Consider the following 18,060-nt stretch of genomic DNA (forward strand, 5'->3'; position numbering starts at 1 on the left):
TGGAGTCGGCGAGGATCGCGATCTCGGTGGGGCGGGGCTCGGCGTCTCCGCTTCGGCGGCGAACTGCCCCGTCCACGGCCCCTCTTCCGCCGTGCCCGGAGGCTGGCCGCCGTTCTCCGGTGCCGCGGCGGGCTCCGGGACGGCCGGCGCCTGCTCCTCCATCGCCGCCGGTTCGTTCTCGGCGGCGGGCTCCGGGACGGGCGCGGGCACGGGCGGCGCCTGCGCGTACGCCGGAGCGGGCATCTCGAACACGGCCGCCTCCGGCGCGGACCGGACCGGCGGGACGGGCACGTCGGTGACGGTGTTCGAGGTCGCCGGTCCGTCGGTGACGGTGTTCGAGGCGGCCTCGCCGTCCAGGCCGGGGACCGGGGAATCCTGGAAGGTCACGTCCAGGTCGTCCTCGACATCGTCTTCGACGAGAGCGTCCTGCGGGACGTCCTGAAGCGTCGCTCCGGAGCCGACGAGGCCGTCCACGGGCCGGTCGACGAAGGTCTCCTCGGGGCCCGGCGCGGCGGTTCCGGGCTCGGCGGCCCGGCCGCGGACGCGGAACTCGGCGGTCGTCTTGTGGTCCGGGGGAACATACCCGGGCTCCTCGCCGCTCAACTCGTCACCCCTCCAGTCGTCGATCTCATGGAGTCCGACGACGGACGCGGCGATTCGGTTCAGAGGTACCGCAAAGCGGTCAGCCGGCGGGGGTCGGCTCCAGGCCGCGGCGGGCCGCCTGGCGCAGCTGCCGGTTGAGCGTGTCGGTGATCAGCTCGATCGCGTCCGGGCTGGTGGCGTTCTGGGCGCCGCTGAGCCAGCGGGTGGCCTCGGCCAGCAGGTCCTCGGCCGAGACCGAGTCGTCGGCGGCGCCCGCGTCCGCCCGCCGCCCGAGGACGGCGCCGAGCCGCAGCGCGGCGGCGGGACGGCCGGACTCGGCGGCGCGCCGGTACCAGTTCGCGGCCTGCTTCAGATCGCCCTCGCGCTCGTACATCTCCCCGAGACCGAAGGCCACGTCCGTCCATGTGCCGTCCGTCGGACGCCCAAGATCCTCGGGGCTCCAGCGTCGGACAGGCATACGATCACTCCGGTGGTTCGGGTCGGTGCATGACGGCGCGCGGAAGGCTCGCACGCGCCGTGCCGAACCCATGGTGGACGCTCCACCCGAAATCCGCCACCGCTTTCGCCATGTTTGGCGAAATTCCTCCGCATGCATTCCGTTACCGGCGCAAAGACCCCCGTTCAGGCGAACGACCGGTTTCCGCCATCCGAGTAGCCCATTGCCCGACCATTGTCACCGGCGGGGCCGGACCACGGCGGCGAAGGCGGCTACCGCGCAGACCAGAGTAACGGGGGTGGGCGCCCCGACACGGCGGCCGATCTCCGCGGTGACGAGCAGAGCCGCTCCGCCCGCCACCAGGGCGCCCACGAGGTCCACGGGGGGCGGTGATGAGGGGGCGTCGGCGTGCCACACCCGCGTCAGGACCAGACGCGGGTGCGCGTGCGCGGTCGGGAACTCAGACCACTCCGTCGGCGCCCGTGTCGCTGCCGCACCCTGCATAGCCGCCTCGCGCGGTGCCTCTCTTCGGCCATCGCTTTCCATCTCGGCTCTCCTCACCGGACTCGTGACTGCCGAGCCCCTGCGGCGACGGGTGATTCGGTTTCAACGGCGGCCTCGGCCGATGCCGGCGCCATGACCGGCACCGCAGTGCTTCGTACGACCACGTTGACCAGGAGTCCCGAGCGCCCACCGGTCGGCTCGCCGCCGACCAGTCGCCCTCGGAACACCTGGGCGCCGGCGGACCGCCCGAGGGCCAGCACGTAGCACGCGAAGGACAGGAAGACGAACGCCGGGACGAGTACCCACAGGTAGAGGGCCAGGTTGTCGATCATTTCCACGCTCCTCTCAGCGGGGTGCCGAGGGCGAAACCGATCAGCCCGACCAGACGGAGGGAACCCCTGACAACCTGTTGATCCCCTCGATAGGATTGAACTCTTCGGTGGGTCTGGACTGGCTTACTAGGGTTTTGCCCTATCAGAGGTGTAACCACCTTCAGACAGGGCAAAACCTGATCATCGGTATCAATATGTCTGATTGCAATCAGAGGTCGTCATGGCGGAGATGCGCCCCAAGTACATGCGGATCGCGGCGGACCTGCAGGGACAGATCGAGGAGGGCGTCCTGGCGCCCGGCGATCAGCTGCCTCCGGAAAAGGAACTGGCCAGCCACTGGGATGTCTCAGCGAACACGATCAAGAAGGCCGTGAACGAGCTGCGCAAGGGCGGCCACGTCGAGACCGTCCCACAGAAGGGCAGCTTCGTCACCAAGCCGGTCCAGCCGTTCGTCATCACCCTCAACCACATGGATCTAGGGGAGGACGACGTTCCCGGACGGGGCTTCGGCGGAGGGGAAGGTAAAGCGTTCGTCGCGGAGGCGAAGCGCCAAAAACACGAGGCGCACTTCTCGGAACCGACGGTCGAGGTCATCGACGCGAAGGAGGCGCAGATCAAGGCGCTGGGCATCCCCTCGAACCAGCCGCATCCGCAGGTCGTCCGCCGGTCACAGGAACGATTTGTCGGCGGCAAGCCGAACTCGCTTCAGCACTCGTACTTCCGACTGGAACTGGCGATCAAGGCGCAGGCCCTGATCAAGACGGTGGACATCGGGGAGGGCACTGTCGCCTACCTGCAGAGCCACGGCCACGTGCAGACCGGCTACGAGGACGAGTTCGACGCTCGCCCGCCAACGGCGGAGGAGCTGAAGTTCTTCGGCCTCTCCAAGGACAGTCTTGCCGTGATCGAACACAGACGGACTGCCTACGATCAGAACGGCGAACCGTTCCGCCTCACGGTTACCATCTATAAGCCTGGCACCAACAAAATCCGCTTCATCGCCGGAGAGGTGCCTCACGAGGTATGGGAACGCGGTTCCTGACTCGTCTCCATCCATCAGCGACACCATCATCCACAAAGGACCAAGATGTCCGTTTCTATGATCCCGGCCCATCACCCGGACCCGGAAGTCGACACCGCGCACGGCTACGTCGCGAACATGACGCAAACGCTTGCCGCCAGAGGCATCCCGGTGAGCGACGTCTGGCTCGACCCGAAGGGTCCCGTGGACGCAACCATCATCACCGGTAAGAACGCGCTCGTGTGGGACGAGTGGACCGGTTGGAGGATCGGTATCTACCTGTCCGGGCGGCAAGGCGTGCGCACCGTCCTCAAGGACCCGCGACAGCTTGGCGGCGGCGTGCTGGCGTCATCGCTCGCTATCGCCGACCTCGTCACGAGCGGTTCGTCTCTTCCGCTGGTGACGCGGCAGCCGCACGCGCGCGACGGGCTGTTCGACACGCTCCGCCGCTTCTGATCCGCAAACCGGTCGTGGCCGTCCATCCGGCCACGACCGGCCAAAGTGCCCCGATAGCAACCACCGGCCGCCGGGAAGGAAGCACATCGTGGCCCGCACAACCCCTCGCCGCTGGCGCGACATCGCCAGTGACCTGCTCCAGCGCATCGAGGCCGGCGACCTCTCTCCCGGAGACGGCAAATTTGGCCGGCGCCGCCTCCCGCCTGAGAAGGAGCTGGAGGCCTACTACGGCGCGTCCCGCAACACCGTCCGGGAGGCGCTGTCCTGGCTGCAGCAGCAGGGATTCGTCGTCTCCGAGCAGGGCAAGGGGACCTTCGTCGTCCACCGCCCAAACATCGTCCACGTCACGCTGTCGGCGGCCGAGCTGGGGCTCGCGCCGGGCAACAGGTCGGGTCAGTGGTACAACCGGGACGCCTTCATTCCCGCGAACCGCGAAGTGACGGTGTCCCCGGTCAAGGTGGAGGTCCAGGAGGGCACGAAGGTCATCGCCCGGTACCTGCAGAGCAACCCGGGTTCGGAGTTCGTCTCCCGCCACCAGGAACTGTTCTTCGACGAGCGGCCCTGGGCCCTGCAGACATCGTTCTACCCGCTCAGCTTCGCCACCGAAGGCGCGTCCCGGCTGCTCTCCCCCCGTGACATCCCCGAAGGCGCGGTCGCCTACCTCGGCGAGACGCTCGGCTACAGCGAGGTCGGCTTCCACGACGAGATTAGGGCCCGGATCCCGGACGAGAACGAGAAGCGCTTCTTCAACCTCGGCGACTCCGCCGCCGACGTCGTCTTCGAGACCGTCCGGACGGCGTACTCCCCCGACGGCAAGGCGTTCCGGCTCACCGTGACGGTATGGCCGGCCGACCGCACGCGGCTGCACTACAACCATGGGCAGGTCCCCGACGATGTTCTCTGGGCGCCGGGCTCGGAAGCACCTCCGAGCCATCCGCCCGAATCACCGCCGGTCGAAGGCGCCGCGAGCGACTGATTCGGCGGCTGTTCTTTCTCCTCGGAGTTCAGGAGCACGTGGACACAGCGACCAGACCTCACCGGCGTCCTCGAATCCCCTACACCGGTTACTGCCTTCGCATCGCCCGCCCCGACGAACTCGACTCCATCCTCGGGCTCATCGACCACGCGGCCGCATGGGTGCGAGAGAAGAAGAACACGCGACAGTGGGCCCGGCCGTGGCCCAGCCGGGACGGCCGTCAGAAGCGCGTCTACGAGGCCCTGGTTAACCGGGAGACGTGGCTGCTGTCCGATAGGGAACGGCCGATCGGCACTGTCAGCATCAGACTGCTCGGCCACGAAGAGCTCTGGACCGCGCAGGAGCGCGAGACCGCGGCCGTCTACCTCCACCGTCTCGTCATCCACCGTGCTTATGCCGGCCTCGGCCTGGGCGCCGAGCTGATCGATTGGGCCGGGCGCAAGGGAGCTTCCCAGCAGCGGAAGGCCGAGCTGATCCGCATCGACGTCTGGACCGACAACACCGAACTCCACGACTATTACCGCCGCCTGGGCTTCAAAGACGTCGCCATCCGCACCACCAGCGACAACATCCCCTCAGGCGCCCTCTTCGAAAGACCGCTCCACACGACCGCGGTCACCCGGATCACCGAACGGCACCGGCCGTAGGAGATGCCCGGCCGGCGGGTGTGGTCAGACGAAGCGGACGAGCATCAGGTCGCTGTCGGGGGTTTCGCGCCAATAGACCGCGCCGGGTTCGCGGGACATGTTCTCGACCTCGTTGGCGATGATCAGCGCGCGGTTGATGCAGTCGGTCTTGTTGTAGCCGGTCAGTTCCTGGAGGCGCTGGAGGGCCTGGACGGCCTTGCCGGTGAGGTTGATCGTCACGCGCTCGCCCTGCGGGATCGCCTCGGCGCGGTGGGGGTCGTCGGCGTCCATGGTTCCACCCGAGTTGTCGGAGGCTGCTCGAGAGTTCGTCATGAGCGCGTACTCCAATCGGGGGCGGAGGCCGGTCCGGCGGGAGGCGCCGGGGCCGCCGCCGGTGAGGCGAGGATACAGCCTTCCGTCAGCAAACCCATGCCCCTGGTACAGGGTGCACGTTAGTGCTTCCCCTGCTCTCCACCCCGGAAACCTCCGCCATCTCGACTTCGCTTGATTGTCGCCATCAGGCTAGCTCATAGTCACCTGATTTCGTACATCAAATGTATGGTCTTTGTATGACCGCGGTTGTAGCCTCGGGGTTGGGAGAAGTGGGGACACGACGAACGCCGGGATGGCGGCGTACACTACGCCGCACCTTCCCGGGGGAAGGACTGATTCGTGAGCACCGACCGTTCCGCGGCGCGGCTGTGGAGGCAGGCGACCTCCCACGGCGGCGCCGGCCTGCTGAACGCGAAGGTCACGACCCCCGTGACGCTCCTCGCCGTCCTGCTCGGATACGCGCTGGACGGCTCGCCGGGCGCGATGGTCGTCGGCGGCCTGACGTTCCTGTCGTTTCCCGCGGTGACCATGACGAACGCGTTCGTCCAGTACCTGCGGGCCGGGTCGCTGCGGGAGACGAGCGGGCCGCCGCCCGCTCCCCCGCCTTCCGTCGCCGGCCGCCTCCAGGTGGCCGAGCACCTGCCCCTGCCCGGCCGCTCCCATGGCGGGACGACGTTCTGGGGAGCGCTGAGCCCGGACGAGCGGCAGGCGCTGTACGCGGTGGCGCGCCCCCACACGTACGGCAAGGAGGACGTGCTCTGCCGCGAGGGCGGGCCCGCCGGCGAGGTCATCGTGATCCTGTCCGGCTGGACGCGGGTGTCGGTCGAGGAGGGCCCCGAGCAGCGGATCATCGCGTTCCGGGGCGCGGGCGAGCTGGTCGGCGAGCGGGCCGCGCTGATGGTCAAGGACCGGTCCGCCACCGTCACCGCGGAAGGCGACGTCCAGGTGCTCCGTGTCGGTGCCAGGGACTTCTCCGCCTTCCTGGACGGGAACCCGCGCGTCCGCGGCGTCCTGGAGCAGCAGGTCTACCGGCGGCAGATCGAGCGGCCCGCGCAGGGCGTCCTGCCCGAGTGGTCGGGGGGCAACTGCACCGTGCTGATCACCGACATCACCGGGTTCAGCTCGCCGGCGCGCACCGACGCCGACCGCAGGGACGTGCTGGAGACCATGTACCGGCTCCTGGACGAGGCGTTCACCGCCTCGGGCCTCGCCCTCTCGGACTTCTACCAGGAGGACCGCGGCGACGGCGCCCTCATCGTCGTCCCGCCGACCACGCCGACCGAGGCGGTCGTCGACCCGATGCTCGCGCACCTGGCCGCGGCGCTGCGCCGGCACAACCGCCGCGCCGCCGAGGCCACCCGGATGCAGCTGCGGGCCGCGCTGCACGTGGGTCCCGTGCAGCGCGGCCCGAAGGGCGTCTCCGGCATCTCGATCATCACCGCCCGCCGGATGGTGGACGCGCCCGCGGTGAAGAAGCGCGTCGCCGAGACGGGCGCCGACCTCGCCTTCGTCGCCTCCGACTTCGTGTTCGAGAACGTGATCACGTCCGCCCCGGGCTTCGTCGACCCCGGCCGCTACGCACGCGTGCGGGTCCGGCTGAAGGAGACGTCGCTGTCGGCGTGGCTCACGCTGGAAGGCGGAGAATCGCAGCTCAGAGCCGTCTGAGGCCGGTCAGGTGGCCACCAGGTCCCGGTAGTCGGGGTGCTTGTCGATCCACCCCTTGATGAACGGGCACAGCGGGACGACGGAGAGGTTCTTCGCCCGGAGGTCGTCCAGGACGCCGCGGGCGAGCGAACCGCCCACGCCCTTGCCCTTGAACGCCGGGTCCACCTCGGTGTGGTCGAGGGAGACCTTGCCATCGCTCTTCCGGTACGTGACGAACCCGGCCGGTTCCCCGTCCAGCCTGATCTCGTAGCGGCTCTGCCCGGCGTTGTCGCTGATCTCGGTGCTCATGGTCCCGACAATGCGTGCCGTGCCCGATTGATTCCCTCAGCCCGCGTCGTATCCCGCGCGGAGCAGGCAGTAGGTGACGGCCTCCTCAAGGGCCTGCCAGGAAGCGGCGATGACGTTGTCCTCCACGCCGACCGTGCCCCACTCGCGTTCACCGTCGCCGGACTCGATGAGGACCCTGGTGCGGGCGTCGGTGCCGTGCGCGCCCTCCAGGATGCGGACCTTGTAGTCGACGAGCTCCAGCCGCGCCAGCTCCGGGTAGAGGCGGCCGAGCGCGATCCGCAGCGCGTTGTCGAGGGCGTTGACGGGGCCGTTGCCCTCGCCGGTCGCGATGATCCGCTCGCCCTTGGCGTGCAGCTTGACGGTCGCCTCGCTGACCATGGACCCGTCGGGACGGCGCTCCACGATCGACCGCCACGACTCGACCTCGAAGTGCCGCTGCCGGACGCCGGTCAGCTCCTCGCGCAGCAGCAGTTCGAAGGAGGCGTCCGCGGCCTCGAAGGTGTAGCCGGTGTTCTCCAGGTCCTTGACCTTGTCGACGACGGCCTTGGCCTTCTCCCCGGACAGGTCGTAGCCCAGCTCGCGGCCCTTGAGCTCGACCGACGCCCGTCCGGCCATGCTGGATACCAGCATCCGCATGTCGTTGCCGACGGCGGCCGGGTCGATGTGCTGGTACAGGTCCGGGTCGACCTTGACGGCGGAGGCGTGCAGGCCGGCCTTGTGGGCGAACGCCGACAGCCCCACGTACGGCTGCTGCGAGGCGGGCGCGATGTTGGTGACCTCGGAGACGGCGTGCGCGATACGGGTCATCTCGCCGAGCTGCGCGTCGGTGACGAGGGTCATGCCCCGCTTGAGCTGCAGGTTCCCGACGACCGTGAACAGGTTGGCGTTGCCGCTGCGCTCGCCGTACCCGTTCGCGCAGCCCTGGACGTGGGTGGCGCCGGCCTTGACGGCGGCGAGGGAGTTGGCCACCGCGCAGCCCGAGTCGTCGTGGCAGTGGATCCCGACGCGGACCCCGGCGGAGACGACGTCGTGGACGACCTCGGCCAGCTCGTCCGGCAGCATGCCGCCGTTGGTGTCGCAGAGCGCGACGACGTCGGCGCCCGCCTCGGCGGCGGTGCGGACGGCCTCCAGCGCGTAGGCGCGGTTGGCCTTGTAGCCGTCGAAGAAGTGCTCGGCGTCCAGGAAGACTCGTTGGCCCTCCGCACGCAGGTGGGAGACCGTGTCGCGGATCATCGCGAGGTTCTCCGCCAGCGTCGTGCGGAGGGCCAGCTCGACGTGCCTGTCGTGACTCTTGGCGACCAGGGTCACGACGGGCGCGCCGGATTCGCGCAGCGCGGCCACCTGCGGGTCGTCGGCGGCCTTGACACCGGCCCGGCGGGTCGCGCCGAACGCGGTGAGCTGCGCGTGCCTCAGGTCCAGCTCGGTCCGAGCACGCCTGAAGAACTCGGTGTCCCTGGGATTGGCGCCGGGCCAGCCGCCCTCGATGAAACCGACGCCCAGGTCGTCCAGGTGCCGCGCGATGGCGAGCTTGTCGGGCACGGAGAGGTTGAGCCCCTCCTGCTGTGCGCCGTCGCGCAGGGTGGTGTCGTAGACATGGAACGCGTCGCCTTGCATGGTCGAGCCCCCAAGGGAGTGATCAGCGCCAGGGCACAAAAAAGACCCCTCACGGACGTGAGAGGTCTGCGCGCCGGCGTCGTCCAGTTAGCTGCTGCCGGCGCGCCAGCCGATAATCACGAGGCTGTGGCGCATGATGACGTCCAGTCTGCCACACGGGTCGCGGTGCTCGTGCCGTCCGTCCGGATGCTGAGACGGCGATTCCCCGGCGCACATGGCGCCGGGGCTGCGCGAACGTGGAGATCAGACGATTCCGTGGACCCAGCCGTAGGGGTCGGGACGGGTGCCGTACTGGATGCCGACCAGTTCCCCGCGGAGCCGCATCGACACCTCGCCGGGCTCGCCGTCCCCGATCGTCCACTCGCGGTCGGCGCCCTTCACCCGGCCGACCGGGCTGATGATCGCGGCGGTGCCGCAGCCGAACACCTCGGTGATCTCGCCGGACTCGCAGCCGGACTGCCACTCCTCGATGCTGATCTTGCCCTCCTCGGCGGGGATGCCGAGGTCGGGGGCCAGCTTGAGCATGGAGTCGCGGGTGACGCCGGCGAGGAGCGTCCCGGTGAGCGCGGGGGTGAGGATGCGGGCCCGCGCGCCGGACCCGTAGACGAACATGAGGTTCATCGAGCCGACCTCCTCGACCCAGCGGTGCTCCACCGCGTCGAGCCAGACGACCTGGTCGCAGCCCTGCTCGACGGCCTCGGCCTGCCCGGCGAACGAGGCCGCGTAGTTGCCGCCGAACTTCGCCTCGCCGGTGCCGCCCTGCGCCGCGCGGGTGTAGTTCTGCGACAGCCACACCGAGACGGGCTTGATCCCGCGCGGGTAGTACAGCCCGGACGGGGACGCGATGACCGCGAACAGGAACTCGTCCGCGGGGCTGTTGACGCCGAGCGCGCGGGTGGTCGCGAACATGAACGGCCGCAGGTAGAGGCTGTGGCCCTCGGTGTCGGGGACCCAGTCCTTGTCGGTGCGGACGAGGAGCTCGATCGCGGCCACGAACAGCTGCTCGGGGATCTCGGGCATCGCCATCCGGCGGGCCGAGCGATTCATCCGGGCCGCGTTCATGTACGGCCGGAAGGTGACGATCGACCCGTCCGGCTGCTTGTACGCCTTGAGGCCCTCGAAGAGCTCCTGCGCGTAGTGGAACACCTGGCTGGCCGGGTCCATGGGGATCGGCCCGTACGGTTCGAGCCGCGCGTCGTGCCAGCCCCGGTCCGCCGAGTACCGGATGGTGACCATGTGGTCGGTGAAGTGCCGCCCGAAGCCGGGGTCGGCCAGGACGCGCTCGCGTTCGGCGGCGCTCGCCGGCCGCTCGTTGCGCGTGATCTCGAAGTCCAGGGTGCTGGTCATCGCGGTTCGTCCTCTCGCGGATCGCCGGGGCGGCCCCTTTGCCGCTTCGGCTTCCTTAGTCCCTATTGTCGTACTTCGTCTAGTCCCACTCCTCAACTGCGCGGCGCGCACGAAAAACCGGGCGCGCCGCGTGGCACGCCCGGAGTGCTCGGTTCCGGCGGAGGCGTGCCCCTAGCCGGTTACTCGCTTGGCGATCGCGTCGCCGATCTGTGCGGTCGAGCGGGCGCCGAGACCGGCGCGCTCGGCCAGGTCGTCGGAGACGGCCTGCTCCACGCGGCGGGCCGCGTCAGCCGCGCCGACGTGGTCGAGCAGCATCGCGACCGACAGGATCGTGGCGGTCGGGTCGGCCTTGCCCTGCCCGGCGATGTCGGGCGCGCTGCCGTGCACCGGCTCGAACATCGACGGAGCGGTGCGGTCGGGGTTGACGTTGCCGGACGCGGCGAGCCCGATGCCGCCGGCGATCGCGGCCCCGATGTCGGTGATGATGTCGCCGAACAGGTTGTCGGTGACGACCACGTCGAACCGCTGCGGCTGGTTCACGAAGAACATCGTCGCCGCGTCCACGTGCACGTAGTCGGTGGCGACCTGCGGGTACTCCTCGCCCACCCGCCTGAGGACGCGCTGGTAGAGGTCGCCCGCGAACGTGAGGACATTGTCCTTGTGGACGAGGGTCAGCTTCCTGCGCGGCCGGGACGCGGCCACCTCGAACGCGTACCGGACGACCCGCTCCACGCCGTAGGCGGTGTTCACGCTCTCCTGCGTGGCGACCTCGTGCGGGGTCCCCTTGCGCAGCACGCCGCCGACACCGGTGTAGGGGCCCTCGGTGCCCTCCCGGACGACGACCATGTCGATGTCGTCCGGCTTCACACCAGCCAGCGGCGTGGTGACGCCCGGGAAGAGCTTCACCGGGCGCAGGTTGACGTAGTGGTCCAGTTCGAACCGGGTCCGCAGCAGCAGCCCGCGCTCCAGGACGCCGCTCGGCACGCTCGGGTCGCCGACGGCGCCCAGGAGGATGACCTCCTGCTCGCGCAGCTCGCCGAGGACCGCGTCGGGCAGCGTCTCGCCCGTCCGGTGCCAGCGGGCGGCGCCCAGGTCGTAGGAGGTCTGCTCGAACGCGAGACCGCTGGACGGGGCGACGGCCTCAAGGACCTTGAGCCCCTCGGCGACGACCTCGGGACCGATGCCGTCACCCGGAATGACGGCCAGGCGAATGCTGCGGGAAGCCATGCGCGCACTCTACTGCAAACGTCTCACTGCTTGGGCCCTCATCTCAGATTCCGGGACAAGAGCCCGCAATCACCGCACATACCCCCACCAGGGGCGCGGTAGTAGAGGCAGCAGTTGCGCCGGACGAACCCCTCCGCCCCGAAGTGCCCGGCATCGGCCAGCGGTGCACGCCCGAGCAACTCGCGCACCAGCTCGGCCCGGAACCCCCCGGGCGGCCCCACGTTGAGGCTCCCGGCAAGCGCGGACGCAGCGTTACCCCAAACCAGCCCGTCCGCAAGCGAAACGAACCTCAGCATCATCTCGCGCAAGGGCCTGAGATGACCGTCCACGACCATGGGATGAATGAGGTCGGCGGCCTGCCCGACCTCGGCTACCCGCCACCCGCGCGGATCGGCGAGCCCCAGCGCGACGGATTCGCCTGGCGCCCAGCGCCAGTGCAGACCCGCCAGGTCGGGAACGATCCCGCGCGCGGCCGCCGCGACCACGGGCGACCACAACCGTGACGCAAGCCCTTGCAGAAGGATGGACGCGGCGACACGCCGTTCCTCCGTACCGAGCCGCTCCCCGCAATCCATGGTCGCGGCGAAGAGCCGTTCGGCGTCCGGAAAGCGGCGCCAGGCCACACCGGCGACCTCCGCCGGGCCGGTAATGATCTCGAAGTACGGCCCGAGCGCGGCGACGTCACCGAGCACTTCTGCAACGTCGTCCCGGCCGGCTTCGCGCAACATGCCACCAGTCTGGCGGCCCGGGCACGCCCCTGCCGAACCGACCTCGCGCAAGCGCCCGGACGCCGAGGGCAATTCGACGAACTCAGTCCGCGCGGCGGTCCAGGGCCGTCTGCAGAGCGCGGGCGGCCTCTTCCTGGGCGTCGTCTTCGGGCTTGTTGGTCCAGGTGTCGTTCATGATGATTCGCTCCGATCGCTGGGCTGGTGCCAGAGGGCCGCCGGGATGCCGTGGTTCGCACGGTCCGGCGTGGACATCGGGCTGACGGCCAGGCAGAGCCTCCGCAGCGGGTGCCGGCCTGCCGATGTTCAGGCCCCGCTGCGGCAGCGAAGGATTACCACGAAGCGCCGCATGATTACCTGCGAGGTTACCCGCCATCACGGGTGGTTGTCCCGACTCGTGGCCAAGAATCTCAGCATTTGAGATGCGGCGCGGCGCGCGGGACGCCACGGGCGGGCGCCCGCAAGCGCCCGCCCGTGACTTTCGGCCCAGTGTCGTGGTCAGCCGTCCAGGTCCACGCGGCGGCCCATGTCGGCGCCGACCTCGCGGGTGATGGCGTCGATGAGCTGCGGGCCGATGGCGGAGTCGACGGTCAGCGCGATCAGCGCCTTGCCGCCCTTGACGTCCCGGCCGACCTGCATGCTCGCGATGTTGACCTGCGCGTCGCCGAGCAGCCTGCCGACCGAGCCGACGATTCCGGGGCGGTCGACGTAGGAGAAGAACGCCATGTGCTCGGTCGGGACGAGCTCCATGTCGTAGCCGTTGATCTCGATGATCCGCTCGGCGTGCTTGGGGCCGGTGAGAGTGCCGGACACCGACACGACCGAGCCGTCCGACATCGTGCCGCGCACCTGCACGACGTTGCGCCAGTCGGGGCTGTCCTCGCTGGTGGTGAGGGTGACCTCGACGCCGCGGTCGCGGGCCAGCAGCGGCGCGTTGACGAACGTCACCGTCTCCTCGATCACGTCGACGAACACGCCCTTGAGCGCGGCGAGCTCCAGGACCTTGACGTCGTGCTCGGCGATCTCGCCGCGGACCACCACGTCCAGCCGGACCGGGACGCCGCCGGCGAGGGCGGTGAAGATGCGGCCGAGCTTCTCGGCGAGCGGCAGGCCGGGCTTGACGTCCTCGGCGACCGCGCCGCCCTGCACGTTCACCGCGTCCGGCACGAACTCGCCGGACAGCGCGAGCTTCACCGAGCGGGCGACCTGGGTGCCCGCCTTCTCCTGCGCCTCGTGGGTGCTGGCGCCGAGGTGCGGGGTGACGACGACGTTGTCGTGCTGGAACAGCGGGCTGTCGGTGCAGGGCTCGGTGCTGAACACGTCGATGCCGGCGCCGGCGACCCGGCCGTCCTTGAGGGCGACCTCCAGCGCCGCCTCGTCCACGATCCCGCCGCGGGCGGCGTTGACGATCCGCACGGTCGGCTTGACCTTCTGCAGCTCGCGGTCGCCGATGAGGCCGAGGGTCTCGGGCGTCTTCGGCAGGTGGACGGTGATGAAGTCGCTCTCGCGGAGCAGCTCGTCCAGCGTGACGAGTTTCACGCCGAGCTGGGCGGCGCGGGCCGCCTGGACGTACGGGTCGTACGCGAGCACGTTCATGTCGAAGGCGGCGAGGCGCTGGGCGACGAGGACGCCGATGCGGCCGAGGCCGAGGACGCCGACGGTCTTGCCCTGCAGCTCCACGCCGGTGTACTTGGAGCGCTTCCATTCCCCCTGCTTGAGGGCGGTGTGGCCCTGGGGAACGTTCCGCGCGGTCGCCAGCAGCAGCGCGACGGCGTGCTCGGCGGCGGTGACGATGTTGGACGTCGGCGCGTTGACGACCATGACGCCGGCCTTGGTGGCGGCCTCGACGTCGACGTTGTCGAGGCCGACGCCGGCGCGGGCGACGACCCGCAGCTTCCTGGCGTGCTGGAACACCTCGGCGGTGACCTTGGTGGCGCTTCGCACGATGATCGCGTCGACGTCGGCGACGGCGGGCAGCAGCTGCTCCCGGTCACCGCCGTCGACGTGGCGGACCTCGTAGTCGGCCTCCAGCACGGCGATCCCGGCCGGTGAGAGTTCTTCTGCGACGAGGACGACGGGCTTGCTCAAGGAAACGTTCCTTCGGAAGTGGATGTTCGTGTGGTGTGTGCAGGTGAAGTCGCGGGTCACCTCGTCGTGCCCTCGCCCCCACGGGAGTCTATCTCCCGGTGGAGGGCGGGTTTCCCGGCAGGGAGACACCCACCGGTAACTCCGGTTCGTCCCGTGTCGGCTCAGGCCGCGTTCGGCTCCGGCACCGCGGCCAGGACGGACGCCACGCGCTCGGCGTCGGCGACGTGGACGTGCGGCACGTCCAGGAACACCCGCAGCGGCCCCGCCGGAAGGCCCAGCTCGTCGGAGACCCGGAGCTGGACCTCGCGGAGCGGGATGTAGGCCAGGTACGCCCGGTACACGTTCTGCGACCGGAACATCGCCGTCATGATCAGCCGGTAGCCGCGGATGCGGAACGACAGCGCCGTGAGGCACGGCAGCCCCTCCGCCGGCTCGCCCGGGATCGTCAGGGAGATCCACGCGCTGGTCGTCCACGGCCGGGCGCGCAGCAGATCCACCACCCAGCGGATCTGGTCGTGGCCCTGGAGGTCGTGCAGCCTCGGCCAGTAGCGTCCCGGGACGTTGCGGCGCGTGCGCTCCTGCGCGCGCCGCACGAGCCGGGTCCGGTCGCCGTGCTCGTGGAGGATCGGGTCCTCCCAGCTCAGCGAGGAGATCTCGAACAGCACCGGCGGGCCCTCGATGATCGGCCCGGCGTCCTCCATGCCGGCCTCGCCGGCCGCCCAGACGTGCCGCAGGACGCCGATCCACGCCTGCCCGCAGGTCTCCCAGCGCCGGACGGCCCTGTCGTCTCGCGCCTGCACGTCACGACTCCCCGCCGCAATTCGTCCCATGACCCATGGCGCGGATCCGGTAATTGCCCGCCGGTGACTTTGACCGGACGAAGACGAATTCCACCCTGCCTCCGGCCTGTGACCCTCCGTCGTTCCTGAACAGCATCACACCACTCATGCGCTCCGCCCCAACACCCGCTCCGGCGGCGGTCACATGAACGTTCGCGCAGGTTCACCCCGCGCCGGCCGCGGCCGTCACGGCTTTCTTCAAGTATCAGGCAAAGCGCGCCGAAAGGATAGGGTAATTTATCGGCAAGGTACCTTCACCGGCATTCTGACGCGTGCCATGGGCACCAGTCACCTGGACAATCTGTCCAAAAACCGTGTTTATCGGCATCGCGAGTCGGCGACGGCACTCCCGGCCGCGATCGCTCCGGCACCGCGCCGCCAGGCCGCTCGGCACGGGGGCCGTTGTCGCGGGACGGGCAGGTCTCCATGGCCGGACGGCCATATAGAACAGGCGCCGGCGGGGACACGCCACGAGGTTTCACTGTGTGCGAGGGCCCGGAGCCTTAACGTGACCGATGTTGCCGGCCGATCAGGAGTGAACGTGACCTCGGACTGCACCGCCAGCGTCCTGCGCGACGTCCTGCGCGTGTACGACCACCGCTACCTGGGCCTTGACCGGCTCCAGCGGGAGCGGCTCGTGGACGGCACCCGGCATGTCATCGGCGAGGAGGGGCTGAGCGACGCCGTGCGCGCCGCGATGCCCGCCTCCGCCCGGCTCAGGGCGTTCTGCATCCAGCACGGCCTGCGCGAGGAACTGGAGCGGCTGATCCGCGACGAGGTCGAGGGCGGGCCGGGGGGCGCCGTCGTCGTCGGCGGCCGGATCTACGCGATGTACCCGTACCTGCGCGGCGTCCCCCGCCAGGACGCCGACATCACCACCGAGGTCGGCGTCGACCACCGGCTCGACGCGGTCTCCTGGCAGGGCAAGAGGATCCGCGTCCGGGGCTTCGCGGCGCTGCAGCGCGTCGAGACGAACCGGACGGCCGTGGACGTCCTCCTGCGGGAACGCGCGTCGGGCAAGGAGCACGGCTTCCCCGCCGCCCCCCGGCAGGACCGGCCCGGCGGGTTCGAGGTCGTCATCGACCCGGCCGTCGTGCGGCCGGGACGCTGGGACGTCCACGTCGCGGCGACGGCGCACGGGGTGACGCGCGAGGCCCGCTTCGGGTCCGTGCGCGCCGAAGAGCTGAGGACCGCGCCGCAGGGCCGCACCGCGGGCGCGCGGAACGCCGGGTTCTACTTCACCCGGGGCGGCCACCTGGCGCTCATCGTGCGCGAGCTGCCCGGCGACACCTCGCTGCGGGCGCGGCTCCTGCGCCGCCTCGGACGCTGACCCGCGGCGTCGCCGCCGTGCGCTCGGCGGGCGACGGCGCGCCGCGGGTCGAGGCGGTGACTAGTCGTTGAGCCAGCTCATCATCGGGCGCAGCTCGCCGCCCGTCTTCTCGATGGGGTGCTCGGCCAGCTCGTCGCGGTACTGCTGGAACTGCTTCTGGCCGCCCTCGAACTCGTCCACCAGCTCCTTGGCGTACTGGCCGGACTGGATCTCGCCGAGGATCTTCTTCATCGCGGCCTTGGTCTCCGGCGTGATCACGCGCGGCCCGCGGCTGTAGCCGCCGTACTCGGCGTTGTCGGACACCGACCAGTACATCTTGTGGATGCCGCCCTCGTACATGAGGTCCACGATCAGCTTCATCTCGTGCAGGACCTCGAAGTAGGCGACCTCCGGCTGGTAGCCGGCCTCGGTCAGCACCTCGAACCCGGTCTTGATCAGCTCGGAGACGCCGCCGCACAGCACCGTCTGCTCGCCGAACAGGTCGGTCTCGGTCTCCTCGGTGAAGGTGGTCTTGATGCCGCCCGCGCGGAGGCCGCCGATGGCCTTGGCGTAGGAGAGGACCAGCGGCCACGCGTTGCCGGACGGGTCCTTCTCCACGGCCACGATGACCGGGACGCCGCGCCCGGCGACGAACTGGCGGCGGACCAGGTGGCCCGGCCCCTTCGGCGCGACCATCGCCACGTCCACGCCCGCCGGCGGCTGGACGAGGTCGTACCGGATGCTGAAGCCGTGCCCGAAGAACAGCGCGTCGCCCTCGACGAGCGCCGGCTTGATGTCCTTCTCGAAGATCTCCCGGTGGTGGTGGTCCGGGGCCAGCAGCATGATCAGGTCGGCCTCCTCGGCCGCCTCCGCCGGGGTGACGACGCGCAGGCCCTCGGCCTCCGCCTTGGCACGGCTCGCCGACCCCTCGCGGAGCCCGACCCGCACGTCGACGCCGGAGTCGCGCAGGGAGAGCGCGTGCGCGTGCCCCTGGCTGCCGTACCCGATGATCGCGACGTGCCGGCCCTGGATCACGCCCAGGTCGGCGGCGTCGTCGTAGAACATCTCAGCCACAGTGCTGTTGCCTTTCGTTGTGGTGGTTGTGTCACGCGCCCGATGGCGTGCGGCTCGGGTGCCGGGTCCCGTCAGGCGCTGCGCTCCATGGCGCGCAGCGAGCGGTCGGTGATGGAGCGGGCGCCGCGGCCGATGGCCACCATGCCCGACTGCACCAGTTCCTTGATCCCGAACGGTTCCATGATCCTTATGAACGCGTCGAGCTTGTCGCGGGTGCCGGTCGCCTCGATGGTGACGGCGTCGGGTGCGACGTCCACCACCTTGGCACGGAAGAGCTGGACGGTCTCCAGGACCTGCGAGCGCGTCTCGGCGTCGGCGCGCACCTTGACCAGCACGAGCTCGCGCTGGACGGACGCCGAGGAGTCCAGCTCGACGATCTTCAGGACGTTCACCAGCTTGTTGAGCTGCTTGGTGACCTGCTCCAGGGGCAGGTCGGCGACGTTCACCACGATCGTCATCCGGGAGATCTCCGGGTGCTCGGTGACGCCGACCGCGAGGGACTCGATGTTGAAGCCGCGCCGGGAGAACAGCGACGCGACCCGGGCCAGGATGCCGGGCTTGTTCTCCACGAGCACCGACAGGGTGTGCAGGCTCATC

The 18,060-nt window shown here is 69.9% G+C and carries 19 protein-coding genes and 1 pseudogene; 6 read left to right on the forward strand and 14 right to left on the reverse strand.

All coding sequences use genetic code 11. The features are described 5' to 3' along the window. The 4 genes and pseudogenes from E1289_RS16755 to E1289_RS16765 all read right to left on the reverse strand — a co-directional run. Positions 1 to 603, reverse strand: a pseudogene (locus E1289_RS16755) (hypothetical protein); the annotation flags it as partial. Between the two features lie 79 nt (positions 604 to 682). After that, positions 683 to 997 carry an SEL1-like repeat protein gene (locus E1289_RS16760; protein ID WP_243712862.1) on the reverse strand — a complete coding sequence of 105 codons (315 nt, stop codon included), beginning with the start codon at positions 995 to 997 and terminating at the stop codon, positions 683 to 685. Between the two features lie 279 nt (positions 998 to 1,276). Beyond that, the gene (locus tag E1289_RS38250; RefSeq protein ID WP_165970515.1) at positions 1,277 to 1,420 is read right to left on the reverse strand and encodes a hypothetical protein; all 144 of its coding nucleotides are present in this window, start codon (positions 1,418 to 1,420) and stop codon (positions 1,277 to 1,279) included. A gap of 176 nt (positions 1,421 to 1,596) precedes the next feature. Next, positions 1,597 to 1,875, reverse strand: a complete 279-nt coding sequence (locus E1289_RS16765) for a hypothetical protein (RefSeq protein ID WP_131981118.1) — start codon at positions 1,873 to 1,875, stop codon at positions 1,597 to 1,599. Between the two features lie 220 nt (positions 1,876 to 2,095). Between E1289_RS16765 and E1289_RS16770 the strand changes: the two genes are divergently transcribed. The 4 genes from E1289_RS16770 to E1289_RS16785 all read left to right on the forward strand — a co-directional run bounded on the left by E1289_RS16770 (position 2,096) and on the right by E1289_RS16785 (position 4,975). Continuing rightward, on the forward strand, positions 2,096 to 2,917 hold the full coding sequence (locus E1289_RS16770) for a GntR family transcriptional regulator (protein ID WP_131981120.1): 822 nt from the start codon (positions 2,096 to 2,098) through the stop codon (positions 2,915 to 2,917). 45 nt (positions 2,918 to 2,962) lie between these two features. Continuing rightward, positions 2,963 to 3,352: a DUF6292 family protein gene (locus E1289_RS16775; protein ID WP_131981122.1), complete on the forward strand. Its 390-nt coding sequence runs from the start codon at positions 2,963 to 2,965 to the stop codon at positions 3,350 to 3,352. A gap of 88 nt (positions 3,353 to 3,440) precedes the next feature. Then, positions 3,441 to 4,328, forward strand: a complete 888-nt coding sequence (locus E1289_RS16780) for a GntR family transcriptional regulator (RefSeq protein WP_131981124.1) — start codon at positions 3,441 to 3,443, stop codon at positions 4,326 to 4,328. Between the two features lie 38 nt (positions 4,329 to 4,366). Further along, on the forward strand, positions 4,367 to 4,975 hold the full coding sequence (locus E1289_RS16785) for a GNAT family N-acetyltransferase (RefSeq protein ID WP_165970516.1): 609 nt from the start codon (positions 4,367 to 4,369) through the stop codon (positions 4,973 to 4,975). A gap of 24 nt (positions 4,976 to 4,999) precedes the next feature. On the opposite strand, the gene E1289_RS16790 is transcribed toward E1289_RS16785, so the two are convergent. Beyond that, positions 5,000 to 5,245 carry a hypothetical protein gene (locus E1289_RS16790; protein WP_131981128.1) on the reverse strand — a complete coding sequence of 82 codons (246 nt, stop codon included), beginning with the start codon at positions 5,243 to 5,245 and terminating at the stop codon, positions 5,000 to 5,002. A gap of 381 nt (positions 5,246 to 5,626) precedes the next feature. On the opposite strand from E1289_RS16790, the gene E1289_RS16795 reads away from it, so the two are divergent. Continuing rightward, positions 5,627 to 6,952, forward strand: coding sequence for a cyclic nucleotide-binding domain-containing protein (locus E1289_RS16795; RefSeq protein WP_131981130.1), 1,326 nt, complete (start codon positions 5,627 to 5,629; stop codon positions 6,950 to 6,952). Positions 6,953 to 6,958: 6 nt separating this feature from the next. Here the strand turns inward: E1289_RS16795 and E1289_RS16800 are convergent, their stop codons facing one another. From E1289_RS16800 to E1289_RS16830, 7 genes are all read right to left on the reverse strand, one after another. Next, positions 6,959 to 7,240 (reverse strand): GNAT family N-acetyltransferase, encoded by a 282-nt coding sequence (locus E1289_RS16800; protein ID WP_131981132.1) that lies wholly within the window; start codon positions 7,238 to 7,240, stop codon positions 6,959 to 6,961. Between the two features lie 36 nt (positions 7,241 to 7,276). Beyond that, complete coding sequence (gene cimA, locus E1289_RS16805) at positions 7,277 to 8,854, reverse strand: citramalate synthase (protein ID WP_131981134.1); 1,578 nt, start codon at positions 8,852 to 8,854, stop codon at positions 7,277 to 7,279. A 243-nt stretch (positions 8,855 to 9,097) separates the two neighbouring features. After that, positions 9,098 to 10,201, reverse strand: coding sequence for a branched-chain amino acid aminotransferase (locus E1289_RS16810; protein ID WP_131981136.1), 1,104 nt, complete (start codon positions 10,199 to 10,201; stop codon positions 9,098 to 9,100). Between the two features lie 171 nt (positions 10,202 to 10,372). Further along, positions 10,373 to 11,428: a 3-isopropylmalate dehydrogenase gene (locus E1289_RS16815; RefSeq protein ID WP_131981138.1), complete on the reverse strand. Its 1,056-nt coding sequence runs from the start codon at positions 11,426 to 11,428 to the stop codon at positions 10,373 to 10,375. 38 nt (positions 11,429 to 11,466) lie between these two features. Next, positions 11,467 to 12,156, reverse strand: coding sequence for a (2Fe-2S)-binding protein (locus E1289_RS16820; protein ID WP_131981140.1), 690 nt, complete (start codon positions 12,154 to 12,156; stop codon positions 11,467 to 11,469). A 495-nt stretch (positions 12,157 to 12,651) separates the two neighbouring features. Then, complete coding sequence (gene serA / locus E1289_RS16825; RefSeq protein WP_131981142.1) at positions 12,652 to 14,241, reverse strand: phosphoglycerate dehydrogenase; 1,590 nt, start codon at positions 14,239 to 14,241, stop codon at positions 12,652 to 12,654. Positions 14,242 to 14,402: 161 nt separating this feature from the next. Beyond that, entirely contained in the window at positions 14,403 to 15,041 is a 639-nt protein-coding gene (locus E1289_RS16830; protein WP_243712863.1) for a hypothetical protein, read from the reverse strand. A gap of 580 nt (positions 15,042 to 15,621) precedes the next feature. On the opposite strand from E1289_RS16830, the gene E1289_RS16835 reads away from it, so the two are divergent. Next, positions 15,622 to 16,410, forward strand: coding sequence for a hypothetical protein (locus E1289_RS16835; protein WP_131981146.1), 789 nt, complete (start codon positions 15,622 to 15,624; stop codon positions 16,408 to 16,410). A gap of 60 nt (positions 16,411 to 16,470) precedes the next feature. On the opposite strand, the gene ilvC is transcribed toward E1289_RS16835, so the two are convergent. Together ilvC and ilvN are read right to left on the reverse strand one after the other, a co-directional pair. After that, a complete protein-coding gene (gene ilvC, locus E1289_RS16840) occupies positions 16,471 to 17,454 on the reverse strand; it encodes a ketol-acid reductoisomerase (RefSeq protein WP_131981148.1) in 984 nt (327 codons plus the stop codon). A gap of 80 nt (positions 17,455 to 17,534) precedes the next feature. Continuing rightward, a complete protein-coding gene (ilvN, locus tag E1289_RS16845; protein ID WP_131951572.1) occupies positions 17,535 to 18,059 on the reverse strand; it encodes an acetolactate synthase small subunit in 525 nt (174 codons plus the stop codon). Position 18,060 lies beyond the last annotated feature (1 nt).

It is taken from the genome of Actinomadura sp. 6K520 (assembly GCF_004349245.1).
Classification (GTDB): domain Bacteria; phylum Actinomycetota; class Actinomycetes; order Streptosporangiales; family Streptosporangiaceae; genus Spirillospora.